This is a genomic window from Cloacibacterium rupense, assembly GCF_014645495.1.
Classification (GTDB): domain Bacteria; phylum Bacteroidota; class Bacteroidia; order Flavobacteriales; family Weeksellaceae; genus Cloacibacterium; species Cloacibacterium rupense.
Genome location: NZ_BMLV01000006.1, coordinates 69,298 through 93,514, shown reverse-complemented (window position 1 = coordinate 93,514; position 24,217 = coordinate 69,298). Strand labels below are relative to the sequence as shown.

The 24,217-nt window shown below is 33.8% G+C and carries 24 protein-coding genes; 13 read left to right on the top strand and 11 right to left on the bottom strand.

The window, feature by feature from the left end:
- Positions 1-158: 158 nt before the first annotated feature.
- Both dacB and kbl read left to right on the top strand, forming a co-directional pair.
- A complete protein-coding gene (gene dacB, locus IEW40_RS12280; protein WP_188618404.1) occupies positions 159-1,601 on the top strand; it encodes a D-alanyl-D-alanine carboxypeptidase/D-alanyl-D-alanine endopeptidase in 1,443 nt (480 codons plus the stop codon).
- A 79-nt stretch (positions 1,602-1,680) separates the two neighbouring features.
- A complete protein-coding gene (gene kbl, locus IEW40_RS12275) occupies positions 1,681-2,877 on the top strand; it encodes a glycine C-acetyltransferase (RefSeq protein WP_188618403.1) in 1,197 nt (398 codons plus the stop codon).
- A gap of 82 nt (positions 2,878-2,959) precedes the next feature.
- Here the strand turns inward: kbl and IEW40_RS12270 are convergent, their stop codons facing one another.
- Positions 2,960-3,619, bottom strand: a complete 660-nt coding sequence (locus IEW40_RS12270; RefSeq protein ID WP_188618402.1) for an HAD family hydrolase — start codon at positions 3,617-3,619, stop codon at positions 2,960-2,962.
- A 152-nt stretch (positions 3,620-3,771) separates the two neighbouring features.
- Between IEW40_RS12270 and IEW40_RS12265 the strand changes: the two genes are divergently transcribed.
- Positions 3,772-4,212: a toxin-antitoxin system YwqK family antitoxin gene (locus IEW40_RS12265; RefSeq protein ID WP_188618401.1), complete on the top strand. Its 441-nt coding sequence runs from the start codon at positions 3,772-3,774 to the stop codon at positions 4,210-4,212.
- Here the strand turns inward: IEW40_RS12265 and IEW40_RS12260 are convergent.
- Positions 4,209-4,679 (bottom strand): hypothetical protein, encoded by a 471-nt coding sequence (locus IEW40_RS12260; RefSeq protein WP_188618400.1) that lies wholly within the window; start codon positions 4,677-4,679, stop codon positions 4,209-4,211. The genes IEW40_RS12265 and IEW40_RS12260 overlap by 4 nt on opposite strands.
- Before the next feature lie 84 nt (positions 4,680-4,763).
- Between IEW40_RS12260 and IEW40_RS12255 the strand changes: the two genes are divergently transcribed.
- Positions 4,764-5,195 (top strand): DUF4268 domain-containing protein, encoded by a 432-nt coding sequence (locus tag IEW40_RS12255; RefSeq protein WP_188618399.1) that lies wholly within the window; start codon positions 4,764-4,766, stop codon positions 5,193-5,195.
- A 79-nt stretch (positions 5,196-5,274) separates the two neighbouring features.
- Here IEW40_RS12255 and gldG read toward each other — a convergent pair whose 3' ends face one another.
- From gldG to IEW40_RS12235, 4 genes are all read right to left on the bottom strand, one after another.
- On the bottom strand, positions 5,275-6,927 hold the full coding sequence (gene gldG, locus IEW40_RS12250; protein ID WP_188618398.1) for a gliding motility-associated ABC transporter substrate-binding protein GldG: 1,653 nt from the start codon (positions 6,925-6,927) through the stop codon (positions 5,275-5,277).
- 153 nt (positions 6,928-7,080) lie between these two features.
- Positions 7,081-7,809 (bottom strand): ABC transporter permease, encoded by a 729-nt coding sequence (locus IEW40_RS12245; RefSeq protein ID WP_188618397.1) that lies wholly within the window; start codon positions 7,807-7,809, stop codon positions 7,081-7,083.
- 83 nt (positions 7,810-7,892) lie between these two features.
- Entirely contained in the window at positions 7,893-8,456 is a 564-nt protein-coding gene (locus IEW40_RS12240; RefSeq protein ID WP_188618396.1) for a CopD family protein, read from the bottom strand.
- Between the two features lie 87 nt (positions 8,457-8,543).
- Positions 8,544-9,371, bottom strand: coding sequence for an SAM hydrolase/SAM-dependent halogenase family protein (locus IEW40_RS12235; protein ID WP_188618395.1), 828 nt, complete (start codon positions 9,369-9,371; stop codon positions 8,544-8,546).
- Positions 9,372-9,450: 79 nt separating this feature from the next.
- On the opposite strand from IEW40_RS12235, the gene IEW40_RS12230 reads away from it, so the two are divergent.
- The 3 genes from IEW40_RS12230 (at position 9,451) to IEW40_RS12220 (ending at position 11,633) form a co-directional block, all read left to right on the top strand.
- A complete protein-coding gene (locus tag IEW40_RS12230; RefSeq protein ID WP_188618394.1) occupies positions 9,451-10,410 on the top strand; it encodes a PhoH family protein in 960 nt (319 codons plus the stop codon).
- Between the two features lie 126 nt (positions 10,411-10,536).
- The gene (locus tag IEW40_RS12225) at positions 10,537-11,061 is read left to right on the top strand and encodes a porin (RefSeq protein WP_188618393.1); all 525 of its coding nucleotides are present in this window, start codon (positions 10,537-10,539) and stop codon (positions 11,059-11,061) included.
- Between the two features lie 68 nt (positions 11,062-11,129).
- The gene (locus tag IEW40_RS12220) at positions 11,130-11,633 is read left to right on the top strand and encodes an outer membrane beta-barrel protein (RefSeq protein WP_188618392.1); all 504 of its coding nucleotides are present in this window, start codon (positions 11,130-11,132) and stop codon (positions 11,631-11,633) included.
- Between the two features lie 63 nt (positions 11,634-11,696).
- Here the strand turns inward: IEW40_RS12220 and ffh are convergent, their stop codons facing one another.
- The 4 genes from ffh to IEW40_RS12200 all read right to left on the bottom strand — a co-directional run bounded on the left by ffh (position 11,697) and on the right by IEW40_RS12200 (position 15,617).
- Positions 11,697-13,064, bottom strand: a complete 1,368-nt coding sequence (gene ffh / locus IEW40_RS12215; RefSeq protein WP_188618391.1) for a signal recognition particle protein — start codon at positions 13,062-13,064, stop codon at positions 11,697-11,699.
- 322 nt (positions 13,065-13,386) lie between these two features.
- Complete coding sequence (locus IEW40_RS12210) at positions 13,387-13,779, bottom strand: HIRAN domain-containing protein (protein WP_188618390.1); 393 nt, start codon at positions 13,777-13,779, stop codon at positions 13,387-13,389.
- Positions 13,769-14,542: a hypothetical protein gene (locus tag IEW40_RS12205; RefSeq protein WP_188618389.1), complete on the bottom strand. Its 774-nt coding sequence runs from the start codon at positions 14,540-14,542 to the stop codon at positions 13,769-13,771. The genes IEW40_RS12210 and IEW40_RS12205 overlap by 11 nt, the downstream gene beginning before the upstream one ends.
- Positions 14,543-14,624: 82 nt before the next feature.
- On the bottom strand, positions 14,625-15,617 hold the full coding sequence (locus IEW40_RS12200; RefSeq protein WP_188618388.1) for an aldo/keto reductase: 993 nt from the start codon (positions 15,615-15,617) through the stop codon (positions 14,625-14,627).
- A gap of 187 nt (positions 15,618-15,804) precedes the next feature.
- On the opposite strand from IEW40_RS12200, the gene IEW40_RS12195 reads away from it, so the two are divergent.
- Positions 15,805-16,557 (top strand): glycerophosphodiester phosphodiesterase, encoded by a 753-nt coding sequence (locus IEW40_RS12195; RefSeq protein WP_188618387.1) that lies wholly within the window; start codon positions 15,805-15,807, stop codon positions 16,555-16,557.
- 69 nt (positions 16,558-16,626) lie between these two features.
- Entirely contained in the window at positions 16,627-17,607 is a 981-nt protein-coding gene (locus IEW40_RS12190; RefSeq protein WP_262891258.1) for a bile acid:sodium symporter family protein, read from the top strand.
- A gap of 6 nt (positions 17,608-17,613) precedes the next feature.
- Here the strand turns inward: IEW40_RS12190 and IEW40_RS12185 are convergent, their stop codons facing one another.
- Entirely contained in the window at positions 17,614-18,453 is an 840-nt protein-coding gene (locus tag IEW40_RS12185) for an AraC family transcriptional regulator (protein ID WP_188618386.1), read from the bottom strand.
- Positions 18,454-18,552: 99 nt separating this feature from the next.
- On the opposite strand from IEW40_RS12185, the gene IEW40_RS12180 reads away from it, so the two are divergent.
- From IEW40_RS12180 to IEW40_RS12165, 4 genes are all read left to right on the top strand, one after another.
- Positions 18,553-19,209 carry an NAD(P)H-dependent oxidoreductase gene (locus tag IEW40_RS12180; RefSeq protein WP_188618385.1) on the top strand — a complete coding sequence of 219 codons (657 nt, stop codon included), beginning with the start codon at positions 18,553-18,555 and terminating at the stop codon, positions 19,207-19,209.
- 8 nt (positions 19,210-19,217) lie between these two features.
- Complete coding sequence (locus IEW40_RS12175; RefSeq protein WP_188618384.1) at positions 19,218-20,312, top strand: alkene reductase; 1,095 nt, start codon at positions 19,218-19,220, stop codon at positions 20,310-20,312.
- A 133-nt stretch (positions 20,313-20,445) separates the two neighbouring features.
- On the top strand, positions 20,446-20,850 hold the full coding sequence (locus IEW40_RS12170; RefSeq protein ID WP_188618383.1) for a DNA breaking-rejoining protein: 405 nt from the start codon (positions 20,446-20,448) through the stop codon (positions 20,848-20,850).
- Between the two features lie 221 nt (positions 20,851-21,071).
- Positions 21,072-24,217, top strand: a 3,146-nt coding sequence (locus tag IEW40_RS12165) for a DUF8202 domain-containing protein (protein ID WP_229663448.1), incomplete at its 3' end; no start/stop codon positions are given.

Below are 24,217 nucleotides of genomic sequence, written 5' to 3'. Positions count from 1 at the left end.
CAAAAATGGCAATATTTGATAACTTTGCCTCGTTAATAATTGAAAATAAGACTATTATAGAATCGAAATATACTCTTTAAATATTGAAAATATAGAGAAAACGTTTATTCACCTTAATTTTTAATATTTATAAATTTAAAAAGTAAATTACATACGAAATGAAAAGACTGAACAAATTTTTTGTTACCTCAGCATTGGCTTTTTGTGGTCTTGTTTTGGCACAAGTTCCTTCAGTTCCTTCCGATATAAATTCAGATAAAAATGCAGAAGCAGTTCCTGTAGAAAAAGTAGCGCTTTCGCCCAAAGAACAAATCGAAGAAAATGTCAAAAGGATGAAGAACGACCCTGTTTTAAAAACAGCAAATTGGGGTTTTGTAGTATATGATACTCATAAAAAACAAGTAATTACAGAGTATAATTCAGACACGCCATTAGTGCCAGCTTCTACTACCAAATTGCTTTCTACAGATGCTTCTATGGCGCTTTTGGGTGGTAAATTCAGATGGATTACTCAGTTAGAATATTCTGGTGAAATTACACCAGAAGGTACGTTGAACGGAGATTTATTCATCATCGGTAGTGGTGACCCTTCCATTGGTTCTGGTAAGGCTGGTGCTGCTTCTACTGCGCAAATTGCAGCAGATTATTTAGATAAAATTAAAGAAGCAGGGATTAAAAAGATTACAGGAAATATCATTGTTCAAACTGCAGTTTATCAAGATGTTAGATTAGAACTTCCAGAAAAAATTGTTTGGATTGAGCATAATAACTATTACCTTCCTGTTGGTAATACCTCTACCGTTGATCCAAAAGCTGAAAAAATTGCAGTAAAAGCAAAGTCTGTTTTTGATACTTCTAAAAGATACTTCTATCAATCTCCTTTTACGCATAAAATGGCTTTTACAGAGAAATTTGATGCCAATAGTTTGGTGACAAGTATACCAGCAGCGCCTGCACTTTTAGGAAATACTTTGAGAGCAAAATTAATCGCAAGTAAAATCCCAATCTCTGGAAAAGTAGTAACCAGAGTTACAGACCCAAATCCTGAACCAAGAGAGTTTTTGGCCAAGTATTCTTCGCCTACAATGGTAGATATTATTTATTACACCAATCAGCATTCAGATAACGCTTTGGCTGAAGCTTTGCTTAAAACGGTTGGTTTTTACAAAACAGGAAATGTGTCTTTAGAATCGGGTAGAGAAACCATTGTAAGACATTTAGAAGATAAAAAATATGATTTTGATGGTTTGACTTTAATCGACGGAAGTGGACTTTCCAGAGGTAATAAAGTGAAGCCTATTTCTCAAGTTAAGTTTTTGGCAGCAGTGATGAAAGAAAAATATTATGATGATTTTCTAAAATCTCTTCCTATTGCTGGTGAAACAGGTACACTGAGAAGAATGTTTAAAACCAGTGACAATCACGGACAAATTTTTGCCAAAACAGGTACTTTGAACGGGGTAAAATGTTTAGCAGGATATATTAAAACTAAAAGTGGAAAAGTACTTACTTTTTCTTTGTTAATCAATGGTTATAGAGGTTCTGTAGAACAAGTAAAATCTAAAATGGAGTACATTCTAGAACCTGTAGTGAATTTGTAAAATTTAGAATATATTGTTAAAGCCTTCAGTTGATGAAGGCTTTTTTTATTACATTTGTGAAAATCAAAAAATCTCAAAAATGATTTCAGAAAAATACCTAAAACACCTACAAAACGAACTTACAAACATAGAGAATGATGGTCTTTACAAACGTGAAAGAATCATTACTTCTCAGCAATCTGCCGAAATTGTTGCTAATGGAAAATCTTTGTTGAATTTTTGCGCCAACAATTATCTGGGACTTTCTAACCATCCTGAAGTGATGAAAGCTTCACAAGATATGATTGCAAGTCACGGTTACGGAATGTCTTCGGTGCGTTTTATCTGCGGAACTCAAGATATTCACAAAGAATTAGAAGCCAAAATTTCTGAATTTTTAGGAACAGAAGACACCATTTTATACGCAGCAGCTTTTGATGCCAATGGTGGCGTTTTCGAACCTCTTTTTACGGAAGAAGATGCCATAATTTCTGATGAACTTAATCATGCTTCTATTATAGACGGAGTAAGACTTTGTAAAGCAGCAAGATATAGATACAAAAACAACAATATGCATGATTTGGAAGCTCAGTTAATAGAAGCTTCTAAACAAAATCACCGTTTCAAAATCATTGTTACAGATGGTGTTTTTTCTATGGACGGAATTGTTGCAGACCTAAAAGGAGTTTGTGATTTAGCCGAAAAATATGATGCTTTGGTAATGGTTGACGATTCTCACGCAACGGGTTTCATAGGGAAAACAGGTCGTGGAACTCACGAAGCCAACGAAGTGATGGGTAGAGTTGACATCATTACTTCTACTTTAGGAAAAGCTCTTGGGGGCGCTCTTGGTGGTTTTACTTCGGGCAAAAAAGAGATTATTGACATGCTTCGTCAGCGTTCACGTCCTTATTTATTCTCTAATTCTCTAGCTCCAGGTATTGTAGGTGCAGCGCTAAAAGTTTTAGAAATGCTTTCTAAAGATACTTCACTTCGTGATAAAGTAATGGAAAATGCAGACTATTTCCGCACAGAAATGAAAGCCAAAGGGTTTGATATTCCTGATGGTGATGCTGCCATTGTTCCTGTGATGTTGTACGATGCGAAATTAGCTCAAACTTTTGCAGAAAAAATGATGGAAAACGGTGTTTATGTGATTGGTTTCTTTTACCCAGTCGTTCCGAAGGGAAAAGCCAGAATTAGAGTTCAGCTTTCTGCGGGACATTCTCGTGAACATTTGGATAAAGCGATTGCAGCCTTTGAAAAAGTAGGGAAAGAACTAGGGGTTATTTCTTAATATTAAAGAATTAAAAATGAATAATTAAAGCGGACCAAAAGTTCGCTTTTTTTGTTGCTCTAGTTTGGATTTTTTTCATTTTTTAACCCAAAACAATATCCAATAATTCTTCAGCTTTATGAATGATATATTCTGGATGATAGGCTCTAAGTTCTTTTTCCGAGCGGAATCCCCAAGTTACACCTACCGCTTCTAAACCCGCATTTTTTGCAGTCTGCATATCCACAGAAGTGTCACCTACGTATATTGCATCGCTTTTATCATTGATTTTACAAAATTCTAGAATATCAAAAACAATAGCAGGATCTGGTTTTGGTAGGTAGCCTTCTCTATGCCCAAAAACAACATCGAATTCAATCTCAGGGAAATAATTATCAATTACTTCTATGGCTGCCTCGTGATATTTATTGGTTGCAACAGCTAGTTTTATTCCGTTTTGTTTCAGAGTTTGTAAAGTATTTAAAATTCCAAAATAAGGAGCCGTAAAATCACTGTTGTGAATTTGATAGTAAGGCAAAAATAAGGCTCTCATTTTTAAGATGTTTTCGGAATTACGTTCTGTTTCGGGAAGCGCACGTTCAAACAAAATGTCAATTCCGTTTCCTACAAAAATTTTATAAGCATCTTCAGAATGTGTAGGAAAACCCAATTGCTCTAATGCTTGATTGGTTGCCACAGCCAAGTCTGTAATCGTGTTAAGCAAAGTACCATCTAAATCAAAAATCACCAATTTTTTTGCCATCTTCTTGCATTATTTTCTACTACAAAGATAAGGATTCTTAAGATGAATAGTTTGTCCTATTTATTCCAATTTATGTAGGTTTTTACTGATTTTCTTCAATGTTTTTATTGAAAATTCTAACAAATTTTTTACTTTTAGTGAAAATTTAACCAATGAAAATTCAATATTCTATTTTTATATTATTGTTTCTAATTTCTTGTACTGCAAAAACGGGAAAAATAAATCAATACGCCAAAGATAATAATGGCGTGAGACAGAGAAATGGCATTTGGGAAGAAAAGTACGCTTCTGATATAGGAGAATTAATAGGAAAAGGAAGATATAAAAACGGACAAAAAGTTGGACTTTGGATAACCAAATATCAAGACAAAGTCTATCAAAAAGAAAGATTCAAAAAGAATATTTCTAAAGTGAAAATCTATCATAAAAATGGGGTTTTAAGAGAAAAAGGACAAACTAAAACCGATGAAAATGAATTGAATACACATTGGTTTTATGATGGACCTTGGAAAATTTATGACGAAAACGGCAAGCATATTTATACCAAAATCTACAAACAAGGAACACCGATTGATAGCATTCCTGTTCATTAATCTTTTGTATTACTTTTTTTAGGATTTAATGGTTTTTCTTTGGTAATTACAATTCCGCTGAGGTAGTTTTGATCTTGGTAAATCCATACGCTTATGTATTTTAACTCAGGATTTTTCTCTGTTTTTGCATTGAATACAAACAATTCGTAAGGATCTGTATTTTCTGAATATTTATTGAGATAAGCAGAATCAAAATTTAGAAGTTCTATTTTGCCTAGCTCTTCATTGTTTTTCTGACAATTTTTTTCTAAGGTTTTATCGAAAAACATTTCTAATCTTTTACTTAAATTATAATTTTGGAATTTTGAATAGTTTTTGTCTTCGCATTTTTTTAGAAAATCCTGAATAAAATTCTTTGCAACGGTTTGTCTTTCTGTATTGATGTTTTTCTCCGAAATTTTCTTGTAATAGCTTTGAGCATTAAGAAACGAACTTAAAAATAAAGTGATAAAGAAGAAGTTTTTCATTGGTTTTAATTTTTTGATTGAATCAAATATACAAATTTTCCCTATTTTCGCACTCTATCAATTATCAATCATTATTCATCAATTATGTTCAGCAAAGAAGAAGCGGCAAAAATAAAAAAAGAATTTTGGACTAGTTTCGGGAAGTCTTTTCCTAGAAAATGGATTTTGTATGATACCAAGATTAAAGATTTTGCCTTCAAATTCTATTGCGACAACAAAAAAGCTGAAGTTTCTCTAGATATTGAAATTAAAGACGAAATTTTCCGAAATGCTTATTACGAAAAGCTTTGGTCTTTAGAAAGTATTTTAGAAGAAGAACTAAAATGTGAACTTTACAAAGACGAATTTTATACTCTAGAAAACGGAAAAGTCATTTCTAGATTCTGGGTAGAGAAACACGGCGTTTCTATTTACAATAAAAATACTTGGCAAGATATTTTCGAGTTTTTTGTAGAAAAAATGTCTGCCTTCGAACTAGTTTATTGGGAGTATGAGGAGTTTATAAAAGATGTTTAAATCGTAAAGTTGTAAATCTGTAAAATCGTAAAAATAAAAACGATTTAACGACTTTACAAATCATTGATTTTACAAAAAATTACCCAAATTTTTTCCTTCTCAACCAAAAGAAAACTCCGCCCAAAATTCCTAAAATAGCAAGTGGAGTGAGTAAATTAAACCATTGCCAATTATTTTTTTCTTCGTCTATTCTTCGTCTGTCTAGAAGGCGAGATTCTATATTTCTGTTTCTTAAATCTATGAGATTGCTATCATCTAAAAGCCAATCTAGACAATTTCTCAAAAACTGCTCATTGCCATATTGTTGCTGAGTAAGAATATCTGCACCCAAAGGTAGCGGTTGACCTTTCATCATCTGATTTCTACCAATATCTCCATCTGCTATAATAATCATTTTGTTATAAGCTGAAGCAGCTCGGAAATCTGGAACTGCATTTCTCTCACTTCTTGTAGCATAAGCAGACCCGAATTTTCCTTCTAAACTCACCGCAAAAATTTTAGGAGTACTCGGTTTTTCCATCATGGTAAGACTGTCTAGATTTGCCATTTCAGAGAGTTCTACATAATTAGGAACTGCTTTGAGTGTCGTTCTAGAACTTGACTCAAAAAGGACATGGGTTTTAATGTTTTTTCTTCCTAAAGTATCTATTGAAGTCGGAAATTCAAATTTTACAGGATTGATATTTCTAGAAATAGGATTTTTATTTTCGTTAATTCCGATAGGGTAATAAGGCCAAATCAGATTCTTGTAAATAGGATTCCCCGAAACTTCGCCAGCTTCTACTCTTATCAGAGCAGATTTTTGAAAATCTTTAACCAAAGGCGCATTAATTCTAACGCCATAATTAAAGAAAAAATCAGTCATATTAATATCTATAGGATAGGCCATTAATTTTCTTTTGGTCATTAGGGTGTCCATTTCGGCATTTACTGCATCTATCATCCAAAGTGTTTTTCCGCCATTCATAATGTATTGGTCTAGCACTACTTTTTCTTCATCAGAAAATGGTTTTCTAGGTTTAGCAATCACCAGTGCGTGCATCTGTTTCAGACGTGGAAGGTCATTAATGGTTAATGATTTTTTATTTTCTGGGATGAATGGTCCTGCATTGTAATTCTCTAAAGTCATATCCATAAAACCTCTGAATTCATCGGGTCTCAGTTCATCTTGGTTTACCAAAACGCCTACATTTTTTCTTTCTTCGGCAATGATGGATTTGATGTTAGAAGCGAAATTATATTCTAAATTTTCTGCAGATTTATTCAATTGTTCGGTGAGGTCTATGTTTGCCTGAGAAATCACCAACGGAATAGAAGTGCCATATTTTTTGAACTTAAGTGTAGCGTACGGAAAAAGAATAACTTTGGTTTCTTTTCCGTCTTTGGTATAAGGCAACATCGATGGTTGCATTCCCATTGCCATTAAGGTGTCTTGAGACATTTTGGTAGCAATTGGGTCTATAAATTTATAATCTATTTTGGGATTTACTTTTCGGAATTCTTCTAGCAAGAATTTGGTTTCGTTTTGCAATTGCTTAAAATTAGCTGGGAAATCTCCTTCCAGATAAACATCTATGGTTAGCGGTTCTTTCACCGATTTTAGGGTAGCAATTGTAGCATCAGAAAGGGTATAGCGTTTTTCTGCAGTTAAATCAAAACGATGAGAAAATACGCCGAAAATGCCTAAAATTAGGATGATAGCAGGGATAATATATTTTAAATTTTGTTTCATTTTTTATTTTAAATTTTTAACCGCAAAAGAGACAAAAGTTTTTGTGGTTTTTTAAGTTTTTTCAAAAGTAAAAAAAAGTAAGATTTTTCTTTTTTTACTTTTGGTTTGCTTTATTTTTTAATCAATTCTTTTGTTGCTTTTGCGGTTAACTAATTATTTCTTTTTCTCCACAAAAACCTTCGCCAAAAACAAACTTAAACCAATTACAAAAAGGAAGTAAAAAACATCTTGTGTATCAATGAGACCTCTTGTAAATGCCATGAAATGATGATAAAAACCAAGGTTTTTTAACAAATAATCTGCGCCACCCAAAAGTTTGAAATTAGCCAATTGTTCTATCCCGAAATATAATATGAAATTCAAGAAAACGCCTAACAAATATGCCATAATTTGATTAGAAGAAAGTGAACTTGCCAAAATCCCAACCGCCGAGAATGCGGCAATTAATATGATTAATCCAAAACAACTTCCTAAAGTTGCTCCGAAATCTAAATTTCCTTCTGGTACGCCCAAAACATAAACAGAGTAGAAGTAAACCAATGATGGCAATAAACATAAAATCCCTACCAAAAATACGGATAAAAATTTCCCAGAAACAATTTCGGAGATTTTAAGTGGTTGAGAAAAAAGCCATTGTAAAGTGCCGTTTTGTTGTTCCTCTGCGAAGGATTTCATCGCCAATGCGGGAATAATAAACAAAAATAACCACGGTGAAAGCATGAAAAAGCTTTGTAAACTGGCAGTTCCGATGTCGAGAATATTAAAATCGTTCTCGAAAAAAAATAAAAATAATGCGGAAACAAAAGAAAACGCCCCGATAATAATCCACGCGCTCCAATTCCCGAAATAACTCCAAAGTTCTTTTTTTAGTATAGCAATCATAATTTGTTGGGTGTTAGATGATAGGTGTTAGATGTTTTCTAAGGATTTCAACCTACATCAAACATCCTGCATCCAGCAAAAATTTATTTTTTCTTATTCACTATTTTTACCGTCATCATAATGACAAAGACTATAACGAAAAATCCTACAATTAATTGCCACCAATATTCTAATGCAAGAGATTTTAAAATCGCTACAAATACTACTAAAAATAGCAAGAATGTAGCTATTTCGTTGCTTTGTCTTAATTTAAGATTGGCGGTTGGTAATTCTTTTCCGTTGAGGTTTTTAATTTCTAAAACTTTTTTCCAACACCAGTAATGATAGATGAACAATCCGATTAGAAATATTGCTTTTACGTAAAACCAATGTAATGAATTAGTTATCGTTAATAATGGGAATTCAGGATAGTAATAAAACAGCATCCAAATTCCGAAAACGGTCATCAAAACAAATGCGGGTACGGTGATGATATTCCATAATCTTCTAGCCATAAAAACATATTGTTCTCTTAATACTTCTTTTTTCGGCGATTCAAAATCGTCTGTATCTTTATAATACACAAAAATCCTCACAAGGTAAAAAATACCCGCAAAGTAGCTAACCATAAAGATAATGTGCAATGCTTTTATAATTAAATAAGTCATAGTAATTTACGATTTACGATTTACGATTTTTGATTTATTTTTAATTAAAATTTTTATCACCCATCTTCTAACATCCATCATCCATCATCATTCAAACTGAACATAAATTTTGTCTCCTACTTTTAAACCGAAAAGAGTATTGGCTCCGTTTTTATTGGTGCCTTTGTAAATGGAGATTTCTAATAAATCTTGTTCGTTAAAAATAGCAGATGCTTTGCCGTGATACTCGGTTTCTTTTTCCCAATCCGTCACGATATCGGTGTATTTTCTATGAATGTTTTTGAGTAAAATATTTCTGATGTTAATTTCATAGTTTTCAAAATTAACCACCGTTTTTTCAAATAAATTTCTAGAAATATTGGTTACACAATTGCCAAAATTGTCTATATACATTACTTCACCAATCAAGATTTTTTCAGCTTCATTGAAATAAGGTTTTGGGAAGGTAATTTCTTTGTAATTCTTAATTTTTCTGCCAATAAGTTCGGGTAAACCTCCATTGCTAAGGTGTGCCGCTACAGGTGTATAGATATCTATACTGGCAAACTTCACATCATCATCAAATCTGTTATTGATGGTGATTTCATAGATGGCTTCTGGTTTTAAATCATAAAAAATAAGGCTGAGCAAACCATTGTCTGCTGAAATAAAGTAATGACCGTCTGCTTTTACTAAAATATTTTTTCGGTCTTTATGAAAAAAACTGTCCACAGAAATGATATGGATACTTTCTTTTGGGAAGTTTACATAAGCATTTCTTACAATATATGCGGTTTGTAGCAGGTTGTATGCGCCTATCTCATGAGTGATGTCAATGATTCTGGCATCAGGATTCAGCTGTATGATATTGCCTTTAATTGCCGCAACTCTGTGGTCCACTGTTCCATAATCTGAAGTTAAAGTAATTATTGGCATTTTTTAATGAAATAAATGTTTGAAAAAACAAAGATATTGCTTATTTTTGGTAAGATAAAATTTTTAAAAACAGAATATCTTGTACGAACTAACCTATGAAATCTCCGGCATTAATACCAAAATTTTTTATGGTGTTAACAATCAGTTTTTTAATCTGATAAAATCTAGCTTTCCTACCCTTAAAATTACAGGCAGAGATCAATTTATTTTTGCGATGGGCAACCAAGAAACTTTAGATGTTTTTAAGCAAAAATTAGAAGATATAGTGAGTTATATTTCTAAAAATAACTCTATAGAATTGAAAGAGCTAGAAAGCATTTTAAAAATAAAAGATGAAGCAGAGAAACAATTGGTTTTTGACCAAGATATTATTGTAAAAGGCGTAAATGGTAAAGTCATAAAAGCCAAAACCACCAATCTGAAGAAACTGGTGAAAGAATCTGAAAAGAAAGATATGGTTTTTGCAATCGGACCAGCCGGAACCGGTAAAACCTATACCAGTGTCGCTTTGGCAGTTCGTGCACTTAGAGATAAAGAAGTCAAAAGAATTATTCTAACCAGACCAGCAGTAGAAGCAGGCGAAAGTTTAGGTTTTTTGCCAGGTGATTTAAAGGAAAAATTAGACCCTTATTTACAACCTTTATACGATGCTCTGCGCGATATGATTCCCCATGAAAAACTTGAAGGTTTTATGGAAAAAAAGGTGATAGAAGTAGCGCCTTTAGCATTTATGCGTGGTAGAACATTAGATGAAGCCTTCGTAATTCTAGACGAAGCACAAAATACAACCCATTCTCAGATGAAAATGTTTCTCACCAGAATGGGGATGAATGCTAAATTTATTATCACTGGAGATCCTTCGCAAGTAGATTTACCACCGAAAATGCATTCTGGACTGAAAGAAGCAATGCGTATCTTAAAAAATGTTCCCGAAATTGGTTTTGTACACCTTACTGAAGAAGATGTGGTACGCCATCCTGTGGTAAAAAAGATTATTTTGGCTTACAACGCAGAGGAAAAAAGACAAAGAGAAGAGTAGTTATCCACATTTCCACAATGAGTTTAAAGTCCTCATTTTATTTAACATAACAAAAAATAATGTTAATAATTTGTTAATGTTTAAAGAATATTTTTACTTTTGTACATGATTTAAATTAATAACATTATGAAAAAACTATTTTTAGTAGGTGCATTAGCACTTTTTGGAGCTATGAATGCTCAAACAACAGGGAATTTTAAGATTGGAGCTCATGTAGGATTACCAGTAGGTGATTTAGCTGATTCATCAAACCTTAATATTGGAGCAGATGTTGCTTATGTATGGGATTTGGCAGAAAACTTTAAAGCAGGTGTTACAACAGGATATTCATATTATACAGGAGGAAAAACGTACAGCTATATTCTTCCAGGTTATGGAACTGTTTCTGTTGAAACTGAAGGTTATGGTATTATTCCTTTAGCTGCAACTGCAGAATACGCTATTTCTCCAAATTTCTTCATAGGTGGAGATTTGGGCTACGCTTTTTTCACAGAAAGTAATGGAGGTGACTCAGGTGCAATTTATTATCAACCTAAAATTGGTTACAAATTTAATTCGAGTGAACTCTATTTAGGATATAAAGGAATGAGTAAAGATGGAAATTCAATTTCATCAATTAACTTAGGTTATGCTTTTACTTTTGGTAAATAATTGAACAGAAAAATAATCAAATCTCTCGTTATTGCGAGAGATTTTTTTTAATCAAAACCAATATTATTATGAAGAAACTATTTTTAGTAGGAGTATTAGCTCTTTTTGGAGTGGTGAATGCTCAACATTTTGGTGTAAATGCAGGTTTTTTGTCTTTGAATGCTAAAGTAAAACTTCTGGATATGAAAGGTTCTGAGACAAAGTCAGGATATTATGTAGGTTTATTTGGTGAGTTTGGGAATGAAAAATTTAAATTTCAACCAGCAGTAAATTTAATAGGAAATGAAGATGGTAATGCTTTGCAAATTCCACTGATTGCTAAGTTTTATGTAGCAGATAAATTTAATTTACAAGCTGGGCCACAACTAATGTTTGATCTTGAGGAGGTTCCAGAGGGTTTTAATGCGTTAAATTTTGGACTTGGGCTAGGATTAGGTTATGATATCAATAATAAGTTTTTATTAGAGGCTAGATATTCTATACAATTGAATAACCACCTAGAAAATTCGTCTTCAAATTATTCTGCAAAAATCAATTATCTAAGTATCGGCTTAGGATATAGATTAAAATAATAGACAAAAAACGCTTCTAGAAAATAGAAGCGTTTTAGATTATTATATAATTTGAATTACATTTTATTTGCCGAAAAGGTTACCTCCCATTCCTGGCATATTAGGCATTCCTTTGCCCATCATTTGCATCAGTTGTTTTCCTTGTGGGCCTTGCATCATCTTCATCATTTTGCCCATTTGTTCGAATTGTTTCATCAAGGCGTTTACTTCATCTAATTTTCTACCGCTACCTCTGGCAATTCTTTTTTTACGATTCATATCTATGATAGAAGGTCTCCTTCTTTCGTCTGGTGTCATAGAATGAATGATGGCTTCTATGTGTTTGAAAGCATCATCATTGATGTCAACATCTTTTATGGCTTTTCCTACGCCTGGTAACATCCCCATAAGGTCTTTCATGTTACCCATTTTCTTGATTTGTTGAATTTGTTTTAAGAAATCATCAAAACCGAATTCGTTTTTAGCGATTTTTTTGTGTAATTTCTTTGCTTCTTCTTCATCAAATTGTTCCTGAGCTCTTTCTACCAAGGAAACCACGTCACCCATCCCCAAGATTCTGTCTGCCATTCTTTCTGGGTAGAAAAGGTCTAGGGCTTCCATTTTTTCTCCAGTAGAGATAAATTTGATTGGTTTACTCACTACAGAGCGAATGGTAAGCGCAGCACCACCTCTGGTATCACCGTCTAATTTGGTAAGAACTACCCCATTGTAGTCTAGAACGTGGTTAAAGGCTAGAGCGGTATTCACTGCATCTTGACCGGTCATGGCATCTACTACAAAGAGTGTTTCGGTAGGTTTTACTGCTTGGTGAACGTTTCTTATCTCGTTCATCATGTTTTCGTCTATGGCTAGACGACCTGCAGTATCTATAATCACTACATCATGCTTATTTTCTTTAGCAAATTGGATGGCGTTTTCTGAGATTTCTACTGGGTTTTTGTTTTCTATTTCTTTGTAGATGGTTACCCCTACTTGGTCTGCTAATACCGTTAACTGGTCTATTGCAGCAGGTCTGTAAACATCACAGGCTACTAATAATGGTTTTTTATTTCTCTTTGACTTTAGGTAATTAGCCAACTTACCAGAGAAAGTGGTCTTACCAGAACCTTGTAAACCTGCAATGAGGATGATGGTAGGGTTGGCCGAAAGGTTGATTCCTTCTTGGGTACGACCCATGAGTTCTACCAATTCATCATGAACAATTTTGGTCATTAATTGCCCAGGAGTGATAGAGGTAAGTACGTTTTGACCTAATGCTTTGTCTTGTACTCTTTTGGTAAGGTCCTTGGCTACTTTGTAGTTTACATCGGCATCTACCAATGCACGGCGAATTTCTTTCACCGTTTCTGCTACGTTGATTTCTGTAATTTTACCGCGTCCTTGTAGGTTTTGTAACGCTTTATCTAGCTTGTCCTGAAGACTATTAAACATAGTTTATGATTTTAAGATGTGCAAAAATAAGGAATTTTGTTGATTTGTATTATGATTTTCTTGGATTCGTGGTGAATGATTTTTAGGGAGTCGTTTAGAGTAGGTTTTGTATGAATTGACCTAGGAGAATAGATTGGTAGAAGTGGGTCTTTTTTTTTCATACATGATTCATACATCAGCTATACTTCAACCATACATGAGCTATACATTTGCCATGCATTTTTCATGCACTATCCATACACTATCTATGCTTTATCCATACATTATCTATGCCTTTGATATGGTAAATGTTTTGTTCTAAAATTTATTATAAAAATAGTCATCAACCTTTCATAAAAACTTCTATGTCTAGTTGTAAATTATAGTCAGAATGAATGGTTTTTTGTTTTACTTTGGCGGAGAATTGCTTTCCGGCATCCATGAGATTGGCGATGACTTCGTTTTTTGCTTTTGGGAGGTAGCCAATTTTTAAATCTCCGAAATAGAGGGCAATGGCCAGTGCATCAAATTGGTTTTGAGGTTCTCTTTTTAAGGTGATGATGGATTCTGGAGAGATGTCTTGAGCAAATTTTTCGGGATGGTGGTAGTAGGTACCTGCAACTTCGGTATTGAGTACAGAAATATCTTTAAGCAAAACATCGAGATTAAAGTTTTGTCCTGCAAGGAGATGTGCCAGTCCGGGATTTACATTGATTAGTTGCTTATTAGAGTCCATGGGTTAAGTGATGATATGTTTTTTGGAGTTGTAGATAATAATTTTGATGTTGTTTTATCCATTCATTGGTTTCTTGATTTTGCTCAGAAACCCAGTCGTCATTGTATAGTTTTTTTTCAATATCAAAAGGGAAAATTTGGTAAAGTTGAGCTATTTTTAGGTCTATTTCTTTGATTTCAGATGTTACTTTTAGCAATTGTTTTTCAAGGCTTTCTTCTGTGTGTTTTATTTCGATATTGAGCAGGTCAGCATAGACCAATTGTAGAGATTCTAATTTTTCTATATTTTTTTCTTGATAGGCTTTTTGTACTTGTTCCCAAACTATTTTATGCTCTTCTGTGTATTCAGGGATTACATCAGGGTGTAATTTATGAGCCATTTTGCTGTAGAGGGATTTGATTTCTTTTTCGTTTTCTACAGGTTTTACATTTTGTAAAAATTCTTTGGCAGCTGTTAATAATTCGGTTTGTTGATTAATTTTTTCTTTGGTTTCTATTAATTCTATTTGGATTTTAAGGTCTATGAGTTTCAGGTCTGGATTTTCGTTTTTATTGATACAAGCGTTAATTTCTTCAATTTTTCTTTGCAGAAATTGGATGTCTAGCTGAAGATTTAGAAGTTCTAATTTAAGATTTCCAACCAAAGTCATATAGAGAGAGGAGAGAATTTTTCTCTGGGTATTGACGAGGTAATCTAATTCGGCAGATTTATCAATAAGCATCTGCGAAAGATTTTTGAGGGTTTCTAGTTCTGTAGTATTCATAGAGATGGTTATCGTTAACCAAAGATAAATAAAAAGAAGGAAACAGTAGTTGGTTTGGGTTGGTAATTTTGTTTATTTAAAATTAAATATTCTCAATGATTTGTAATTCTTCATTAGAAAAAGAGAGGTTTTTGAGTGCGGAAATATTGTCTTGTAATTGTTTTACAGAGCTGGTTCCGATGATTACAGAATTCACTTGTTCTTTTTGGAAACACCATGCTAAAGCCATTTGAGCAAGTGTTTGTCCACGTTTTTGTGCCAGAGCATTAAGTTGAGTAATTTTGAGAATCGTTTCTTGGGTAATTTGTTCTTTTTTTAGAAAACCATAAGAAAGGGCAGCCCTAGATTTTTCAGGAATACCGTGTAGGTATTTATCACTTAACAATCCCTGAGCTAAGGGAGAGAAACCAATGAATCCCACTCCGTTTTTTTCAGCAGATGGCAATACCTCAGTTTCTATTTCTTTAGAGAATATGCTGTATCGACCTTGGTAAATGGTACATGGGGTGCCGTTTTGTTTTAAGATTTTATAAGCTTCTTGGGCTTTATCTTCAGGGTATTTAGAGATGCCTACATAGAGAGCTTTACCTTGTTTTACAATATCAGATAGAGCATTCATTGTTTCTTCTATGGGTGTATTTTCATCATATCTGTGAGAGTAGAAAATATCTACGTAGTCTAATTGCATTCTTTTGAGGCTTTGGTCTATACTCGCCATTAAGTTTTTTCTGGAGCCACCATCTCCATAAGGGCCGTCCCACATTCTATGCCCTGCTTTGGTGCTGATGAGCATTTCGTCTCTATAGCCAGCAAAATGTTTTTTAAGGATATGTCCGAAATTTTTTTCAGCACTTCCGAAAGGAGTTCCGTAGTTGTTTGCTAAATCGAAATGAGTAATTCCGTGGTCAAATGCAAATGAGAGCATTTTTAAGGCTTCTTGTGCATCATCTACTTCGCCGAAATTATGCCAAAGGCCTAAGGAAAGTTGAGGGAGGAGCAATCCTGTTTTTCCGCAAAAGCGGTATTGAACTTCTGATTGGTAACGATTGGCATTGATGTTTGAAAGAGATTCCATTGAATTAAATTTAAAGAATACGCAATCAAAGGTAGGAAAAATTGAACAATGAATTTTGGAGATGAAGTGTATGAAATTTTCAAAAAGCGATGGTATTTTATCAATTTAATATTGTTATAAATTAACATCAATTTATGATACCAATTCAAAAAGACTGCTTAGTTTTGTAGAGCAAAGAATAGTAAAAATGAAAAGATTTATTGTATTAATCGCTATAGTTATGTTTAATTTCAGTTCATCTCAGACCCAGATTATTGCACATAGAGGCTTTTGGAAGACCCATCCAGCAACGGCAGAAAATTCTATTCAATCGCTTAAAAATGCTCAAGGATTAAAAATTTATGGAAGTGAATTTGATGTCCGAATGAGCAAAGATGGCGTTTTGGTGGTGAATCATGATGAACATATCAATACCTTAGAAATTTCTGAAACTTTATTTAAAGATTTAGAAAAAGAGAAACTTTCTAACGGAGAAACATTGCCAACCTTGGAAAAATATTTGAAACAAGGCAAAAAATCAAAACAAGTGAAGCTCATTGTAGAAATAAAACCAGGGAAAACCCCAGAGTTGGAAAACGAAATGGTTATGAAAACCCTAGAAATGGTGAAGAGAAATCAATTGGAAAATCAATGTGAGTTTATATCTTTTAGTTTGCATCTTTGTCAAGAAATTAAAAGACAAAATCCTAACGCCATTGTACAATATTTAGAAGGCAATTTGTCTCCTGAGCAGGTTAAAAACGCAGGATTAGATGGTATAGATTATCACTATAGCGTATTTGTAGAAAAGCACCCTGAATGGATTTCTGAGGCTAAAAAGCTAGGAATAATCACCAATGTATGGACGGTGAATGATGAAGTGATTTTCAAAAAATTGGTAGAAATGGGGGTAGATTTTGTTACGACCAATGTGCCAGATGAATTGATGAAGCATCATTGATTTTTATTGAGGCTGAAATGTATTGTTTTAGATTTTAAAGTTGATTTATCTTTGAAAAAAATATAGAAATTGGATTTTAAGAAAATATTTGATAAGCAAAACGTATTCTTATTGTTGTTGGTTTTGATGGTGATTGCAGGTAAAGTGATTCCTTATGAAGATTCTTACCAAAGAATTTTCAATCTAGAAGCCTTCATCGATTGGGGAATTGCTGGTATTTTTCTTTTGTATGGGCTAAAGCTCAATCTAAAAGAAGTGATAAAAGATGTTTCTAATTGGAAGCTTCATTTGGTGGTACAGTTGGGGACCTTTTTATTGTTTCCGTTGTTGGTTCTTATTTTTTATCCTTTTTTTAGAGAAACGGTCTATTTCCAGAGTTGGCTTTCGGTGTACTTTTTGGCGTGTTTGCCTTCCACGGTTTCGTCATCTGTGGTGATGGTTTCTATTGCCAGGGGGAACGTGACTTCAGCTATATTTAATGCATCTATTTCAGGATTGATAGGGATTCTGATGACGCCACTTTTAATGGGATTTTTCCTGCAAGCTCATCATTCTGAAGGAAACGAAACTGAAATTATCCAACAACTGTTATTAAAAGTTCTTTTGCCTATTGTTTTAGGAATTTTGTTGAATCCTATTTTTAAAAAAATCATTTCAAAATATGGTAAAATAATAGCAGAATTTGATCGATTGATTATTCTATTGATTGTTTACGAAAGTTTTTCTAAAGCCTTTTTAGAAAACGTTTTTGCAGCGGTACCTTCTTTTGTTTTTGTAGTTATTGCAGTAGGAGTTATTGCCTTGTTTTTTGTGGTTTATGAAATTTTAGCTTGGCTTTCTCACCGATTAGGATTTAGCAGAGAAGATACCATTACTACTACCTTTTGTGGTTCTAAAAAATCATTGGTACATGGCAGTTTGTTTGTGATGATTTTGGGGATTCCTGAGGCACAAAAAGTACTCTTTTTGCTTCCTGTGATGATTTACCACAGTTTTCAGTTGTTCTATGTAAGTTGGTTGGCTAGTAAGATTGCGAAAGGTAATAATTAAATTCAATTATTTACTACGCCATTCAGAAGGCGATACGTTTTTATATTTTTTAAAGATTTTATGAAAATGGCTGGCATCATTAAATCCCAAATGAGATGAGATTTCATTGATATTTAGTTTTCCTTGTTTTAGAAGTCTTTCAGCGATGGTTATTTTATTTTGAATGATGTGATTTTGGATAGAAAATCCAGTATTTTTTTTCACATAAAGGCTAATGTAGTTTTTGGACATCAAAAATTGTTTCGCCAGGTTTTCTATCTTCATTTTGTCATTATCTAGGGTGTAAATATTAATATAGGATAATATTTTTTCTATTTTTTCACCTTCTAAGGTTACCCATTTTTCTGAACCATTTTTGTAGAGATTTCTTACGATAATGGTCATTACAGTGGCGTATAGATTTTTCAGTATTTCGTTGCTGTACGTGTTTTTGCTTTGGAATTCAATTTCCAGAATTTTTGCTAGTTGTAGTAGATTTTCGGCTTCTTTTTCGTCTTTAATGATACTTTCGTAGAGCAAAGGTTTTTGATATAAAGTTAATTGCAAAGCTTCTTTCCAGTTTTTATTGTTTTCTAAAGTCAGCGCATCAAGCAAAAATTGTTCGGTGTACTTTATATAGATAAATTTAGTTTTTTGATGAATTTCAAAAGAATGCGCATCACTAGGCGTTAATAGAAATACATCATTTTTTTTGTAATTAAATTTCACTTGATTGAGGTGGTGAATGCCTTCGCCTTGTTCTATTAAGATGATTTCGTAGAAATTATGGTTGTGATAATCGATATCCCAGACATCTTTTTCTATACTGAAAACATTGAAGGTTCTGAAATTTACAATTCTCTGCATGAGCATTTATTTTTACAAAAATAACATAAATTTTTACTCATCAAACAGATTGCTTTTGTTATAATTTTGTATTGTTAATTAATTTAATTATTTGATACCATGAATAAAAAAGAAATTTTAGAAGCATACCAATTTCGTCATGCCTGCAAGGAGTTTGACGTGAATAGAATTATCCCTCAAGAAGATATAGAATTTATCCTAGAAACAGCCAGACTATCGCCCAGTTCTTTTGGTTTTGAGCCATGGCATTTTATTGTGGTACAGGATAAAAATCTAAGAGAGCAGTTGAAAGAAAATGCATGGGGAGCAACTAAAAAGTTAGACACAGCCAGCCACTATGTGATAGGACTTACAATGAAGAGTCCTTTAACAAAATGGGATTCTGCTTACATCTTAGATTTTATGAAAAATGTACAGAAGCTGCCAGAGGAAGTGGTAAAAGGCAAGGGGAAGTTTTATGAAGATTTTCAGAAGACTGATTTTGATTTGAGTGACGATCGTAAATTGTTTGACTGGGCCTCTAAACAAAGTTATATAGCCTTAGGAAATATGATGACCGCTGCTGCTATGATAGGGATAGACAGTTGTCCTATAGAGGGTTTTAACCAAGCGACTACCGATGTTATATTGAGAGAAAAATTAGGAGTAGATACCGAGCAATTTGGTATTTCTTATATGGTGGCTTTCGGGTATAGAGTAGTAGAGCCTAAAGAGAAAACCAGAAGAACACTAGATGAAATAGTTACTTGGAAATAAAAATAAACATGGATTTATCACAAATTTTTTCAGCATATCAATTAGGCGGAATATCTCTTGAGAATCGTTTTGTGATGGCACCTATGACCAGAAGTAGAGCTACACCGCTGGGCAATGTACCCAACGAATTGATGGCAACTTACTATGTACAGAGAGCAGGTGCAGGCCTTATAATTACAGAAGCTACACAGATTTCTCTACAAGGTCAGGGCTATGCCCACACACCTGGGATTTATACATTGGAACAAATTCTTGGTTGGAAGTTGATTACAAAAGCGGTACATGATGCAGGAGGTAAAATATTTCTACAACTTTGGCATGTAGGAAGGGTGTCTTCATCTAAAGTCAATGGATTGCAACCAGTGGCGCCGTCTGCAATTCTGGCAAAGGAAACATCGGTTTATATTTTTGATGGTGCGCCCAATTGTGACGCTACTTTTGTACCGGTAGAAGAACCTAGAGAAATGACATTGGAAGAAATAGAACAAACCACACAAGACTATGTACAAGCCTCTAAAAATGCCATAGAAGCTGGATTTGATGGGGTTGAAATTCACGGTGCCAACGGTTATTTAATCGATCAATTTTTGCGTAGCAATAGCAACCAAAGAACCGATGAATATGGAGGGACCAGAGAAAATAGAATTCAATTTTTATTAAAAGTAGCCCAAGCGATAGCAGCTGCTATTGGCAAAGAAAAAACAGGGGTAAGATTGTCTCCGTTTATTAAATTTAAAGATATGGATGATCCTGAAATATTAGAGACCATTATGTTGGCTTCAGAAAAGTTAAATCATCTAGATATCGCTTATTTGCATTTGTCTGAGGCAGATTGGGAAGATGCGCCAGAGATTCCGTTGGATTTTCGTGTAAAATTAAGAGCTACTTTTAAAAATACCATCATTGCAACTGGGAACAAAACTCCAGAACAAGGAGAAGAGCTTTTGGTGCAGGATTTAGCAGATCTGATTGGCTTTGGAAGGAAGTTTATCTCTAATCCCAATTATCCTGAGAGGGTTAAAAATAATTTAGAGTTAGCCGAAATAAAAGATACTCATACTCTTTTTGGAGGAGGGGGTGCTAGAGGTTATACAGACTATTAGGAAAACCACAAAAGAATGATGGTCTAGAAAAGATAAAAATTTTTAAAAAAATTTGGCAAATATAATTTTTGGCACTTAATTTGTGATTATATAAAACGTCAAAATAAACAATTATTAATTAAAACAAATCAAAATGAAAAACATTAAAAAACCTATCGTAGCAAAATTATTTTCTTTATTTTTAATTTTTGCTTTAGTTACAGTAAATGCACAGACGGTAAAAAAACAGACTGTGAAATTTGCGCCGGGAAAATCATCAACCTTATTGAAAGGAACTTTAAAAGCCAATGATGCGGTAGATTATTTGGTAAGTGCCAAAGAAGGTCAAACCTTAAAAGTGAGCCTAAAAGCCAACAGTGGAAGAGATTATTTTAATATTTTAGAACCAGGTTCTAATGATGAAGCTGTTTACAATGGAAGCATAGAAGGAAACTCTTATGAAGGAAAGCTTACCAAAACAGGGGCATACAAGATTAGAGTATATAATATGAAAGGAACTAAGCCATCAGCATTTACGCTGAATGTTTCTGTGAAATAGTAGAACTAAGTTTTTTTATAGTAAAATTAAGCACCTTATGTAAATAAGCGTGCTTTTTTTTGTTGTTTGTCCAAAATTTGAAATATTTATTAATTTTTTCTATTATGTTTTCATATTCAATACTTTGAGTTTTTTTTTGTTATATTTGTTAACATAATTCATTACTCATGATGTGTATTGAGTTATGGTAAACTATTAAACTACAACAAAACGAGATTTAGATGAGCAACAACTTTAAGTTAATTGTTCTGTTAATTTTGTGTTTTTTAACACAAAATATTTATTCGCAGATAGTATTTCAAGATGATTTTGGTCAAACTACTTCTAGAGTAGAGAGTCCTTATATGCCAAAAGTTAATGGTTTTACTTTTGCAGATACTTCAAGTTTTCCAAAAATAAGAATAGATGAAGATTATTATACTGTAATAGACCCTAGAAGAATTGGGGATCCATGGCCAGCTAATTTTGATTGGTTTTGGACGGGTCCTGCGCCATCTGGTTCTTCGTCTTCATTAAATCATCCTGCAACAACAGACCATACGGGTAATCCTAATGGTGCAGTAATGGTGGTAAATAATGGAGGGGCAAACTCTGGTTTTTTTTATTTAAGAAATTTTTCATTTGATGATAATTCTATTTATAAACTTACTCTTTGGGTTTATGTAGTCAATCCAAATGGGGAAGTTGAGTTTGGTTTAAGTGATTATTCGGGTAATGATTTGCTAGGAGGAGGCAGGTTAACTTCACCACTTTTCACTACCAATAATAACCAATGGCGTGAAATAACTTTTTATTTTAGAACGCCAATATCTTGTACCCATAAAGATGCAAAGATAGAATTGTATAATGGAGACCTTTCTGGGACTAATCTATTTAATACGGATTATTATGTAGATGATATTTCTCTAGAAAAGGTAAGTTCTGCGCCTGGTGGAACACCAACCATAATTTGTCCTTCGGTTTCTAGTCCTTTACAAGCAGTGAGTGATGCGTTTACTGTTAGTCCTAGTTCAACTAGTGTAACTTCTGTTTTGGCAAATGACCTCTACAATGGCGGACAAGCTACCACTGGCAATGTAGATATTACCCAGATTTCTACTACCAATTCAGGAATTAGCATCGATACCAGTACGGGAAATGTAGTTGTGGCTGCAGGAACTCCATCAGGGGTTTATAATTTAGTCTATAGAATATCTAAAAAAATACAACAGAATGATTATGATGAAGCAATAATAACAGTAACGGTACCATCAGCAATTAATCCTGGTGGAGTTTCTGGAACTAGCCTATGGTTAAAAGCTAATGAGGGAGTTACTAGTTCTGGAACCAACCTAATAGGCTGGGTAGATCAAGCGGGTGTTAACACTTTTACCGTTACAGGTACCCCAACATATAATACCAATGCGATTAATTTCAATCAAGCCGTAAGTTTTAATAATGATGGTTTTAGCAGTGCATTGCCTACCAATAGATTAGACGGGAATACCAATATAGATTACGTAACCGCATTTGCAGTTTATAAATTTGATGATAATTCATTCGGACAATCTAATTTTCTTGGAAGTTCAATATCTCCTTTAAATACAGGAGTTGTGCTTTTTGGGGGGAATAATGAAAACAGCGCATGGTCTAGAAATGGAAATAGTATTGTAGGAGCAGGAGCAGGTTTTCATATACAAGATACTAGTTTAAATAATATTAAATTTAATATTGTAAGTCTAGATGCAAGCACTCAAACTCCTTTTGGTACTGGGAGGGTAAATGGTAAGAATGGGAGCATCGTGAATGGTCAGCAAGATTTTGATGTGATCAATTTTAGACCGATGATTGGAGGAAGTAATCATAATGGGAATAATGATTTTGGGCATATGAAGGGAAATGGATTACTGGCTGAGGTTATTGTTTTTCCCACAGCAAAAACTATTAGCGAAAAAGCAAATGTAGAAAGTTATTTGGCAATTAAATATGGCATTACTTTAGATTCTTCTATTGGCAGTTATGTCAATTCTAATGGAGGTTCGATATGGAATAATGCGGGCTATTGGCATGATGTTTTTGGGATAGGAAAAGACGATGTCAGTGGATTAAATCAGCCACAATCCAATAGTATCAATACAGGTAGTGGTAACGGAACTGGGCAAAGTGGCAAAGGAAATATCGTGTTGAGTAATCCCTCTAATTTAGAAAATTTAGAATTTTTAATGATAGGGCATGATAATACTGCTCTAGCAGAACAAGCCACGGACTTACCTATTGCGCTCAGTTCATTAAATGCCAGAAGATTAACTAGAGAATGGAAAGTAAGTCAAGCAAGTCAAGTTGTAGGAAATGATATAGGAAATGTTACATTACGTTTTGACTTGACGGGACTTACCATCTCGGGTAATACTTCTAATGTTAATGATTTTAGAATTTTAGTTGATTTGGATGGCGATGGTAATTTTACCACAGGAACAGTAAACCAAATAGTTCCTGATTTAATTGCGGGTTCTAGAATTATATTTAATGCTTTGAATTTGCCAGATAGGGCAGTTTTTAGTTTTGTTACAGGATTTCAGCAATTAGATGCTGACCAAGACGGTATAGCAGATGCAGCAGATTTAGATGATGATAATGATGGGATTTTAGACACTGTAGAATGTAATCTTTTCTCTTCTAGAAATGCAGGTTTTGAAATTCCGAATATTACCCTAGCACCCTATAATTCTACCACGTGGACTTTGGTGAATCAAGTTAATGCAGGAGGCTGGCAGACTACTGCAGGAGATGGTTTGATAGAATTCTGGAGGTCTGGGTTTAATGGTGTTCCAGCAGCAGAAGGCAATCAATTTGTAGAATTAAACGCCAATGTAGTATCTACTTTGTATCAAAACTTTGCGCTGAGTGGAAATGCAGGAACTATCACTTGGTCTATTAAGCATAGGGGAAGAAGTGGAGTAGATGTAGCCAATGTAAGAATGGGAACATCTTTGGCCAATGCTTTAGCTTCACCAGTTGTTGCTACCATGAGTGATGGTAATACTGCTTGGGGTACCTATACAGGGAGTTACAATGTGGTTGCAGGGCAAACCAACCTCACGATTGCTTTTCAGTCGGTAAGTTCAGTCGGAGGAGCTTCTTATGGCAATTTTTTAGATGATGTACAATTTGTTTTTAGTGAATGTATTGATACAGATGGAGATGGTATTCCCAATTCATTAGATGTAGATTCGGATAATGATGGTTGCCCAGATGCAATAGAAGGCTCTGAAAATGTAAAATACAATCAAATTCATAATCTTAACCTTCCTTTAGCAGATCCAAATTATGCTTACAGAGGTCAAATAAAAGTTACTTACAACGGAACAACCACTAGTACTCCTTCTGC

Excerpts from the sequence above, each read along its gene's own strand:
- IEW40_RS12245 (WP_188618397.1), bottom strand. The coding sequence starts at position 7,809 with ATGATTGCTATACTAAAAAAAGAACTTTGGAGTTATTTCGGGAATTGG.
- IEW40_RS12270 (WP_188618402.1), bottom strand. The coding sequence starts at position 3,619 with ATGGCAAAAAAATTGGTGATTTTTGATTTAGATGGTACTTTGCTTAAC.
- IEW40_RS12210 (WP_188618390.1), bottom strand. The coding sequence starts at position 13,779 with ATGGACTCTAATAAGCAACTAATCAATGTAAATCCCGGACTGGCACAT.
- kbl (WP_188618403.1), top strand. The coding sequence starts at position 1,681 with ATGATTTCAGAAAAATACCTAAAACACCTACAAAACGAACTTACAAAC.
- IEW40_RS12185 (WP_188618386.1), bottom strand. The coding sequence starts at position 18,453 with ATGCAGAGAATTGTAAATTTCAGAACCTTCAATGTTTTCAGTATAGAA.
- gldG (WP_188618398.1), bottom strand. The coding sequence starts at position 6,927 with ATGAAACAAAATTTAAAATATATTATCCCTGCTATCATCCTAATTTTA.
- IEW40_RS12255 (WP_188618399.1), top strand. The coding sequence starts at position 4,764 with ATGTTCAGCAAAGAAGAAGCGGCAAAAATAAAAAAAGAATTTTGGACT.
- IEW40_RS12195 (WP_188618387.1), top strand. The coding sequence starts at position 15,805 with ATGAAAAGATTTATTGTATTAATCGCTATAGTTATGTTTAATTTCAGT.
- IEW40_RS12265 (WP_188618401.1), top strand. The coding sequence starts at position 3,772 with ATGAAAATTCAATATTCTATTTTTATATTATTGTTTCTAATTTCTTGT.
- IEW40_RS12205 (WP_188618389.1), bottom strand. The coding sequence starts at position 14,542 with ATGAATACTACAGAACTAGAAACCCTCAAAAATCTTTCGCAGATGCTT.
- dacB (WP_188618404.1), top strand. The coding sequence starts at position 159 with ATGAAAAGACTGAACAAATTTTTTGTTACCTCAGCATTGGCTTTTTGT.
- IEW40_RS12175 (WP_188618384.1), top strand. The coding sequence starts at position 19,218 with ATGGATTTATCACAAATTTTTTCAGCATATCAATTAGGCGGAATATCT.
- IEW40_RS12240 (WP_188618396.1), bottom strand. The coding sequence starts at position 8,456 with ATGACTTATTTAATTATAAAAGCATTGCACATTATCTTTATGGTTAGC.
- IEW40_RS12235 (WP_188618395.1), bottom strand. The coding sequence starts at position 9,371 with ATGCCAATAATTACTTTAACTTCAGATTATGGAACAGTGGACCACAGA.
- IEW40_RS12180 (WP_188618385.1), top strand. The coding sequence starts at position 18,553 with ATGAATAAAAAAGAAATTTTAGAAGCATACCAATTTCGTCATGCCTGC.
- ffh (WP_188618391.1), bottom strand. The coding sequence starts at position 13,064 with ATGTTTAATAGTCTTCAGGACAAGCTAGATAAAGCGTTACAAAACCTA.
- IEW40_RS12260 (WP_188618400.1), bottom strand. The coding sequence starts at position 4,679 with ATGAAAAACTTCTTCTTTATCACTTTATTTTTAAGTTCGTTTCTTAAT.
- IEW40_RS12225 (WP_188618393.1), top strand. The coding sequence starts at position 10,537 with ATGAAAAAACTATTTTTAGTAGGTGCATTAGCACTTTTTGGAGCTATG.
- IEW40_RS12170 (WP_188618383.1), top strand. The coding sequence starts at position 20,446 with ATGAAAAACATTAAAAAACCTATCGTAGCAAAATTATTTTCTTTATTT.
- IEW40_RS12200 (WP_188618388.1), bottom strand. The coding sequence starts at position 15,617 with ATGGAATCTCTTTCAAACATCAATGCCAATCGTTACCAATCAGAAGTT.
- IEW40_RS12220 (WP_188618392.1), top strand. The coding sequence starts at position 11,130 with ATGAAGAAACTATTTTTAGTAGGAGTATTAGCTCTTTTTGGAGTGGTG.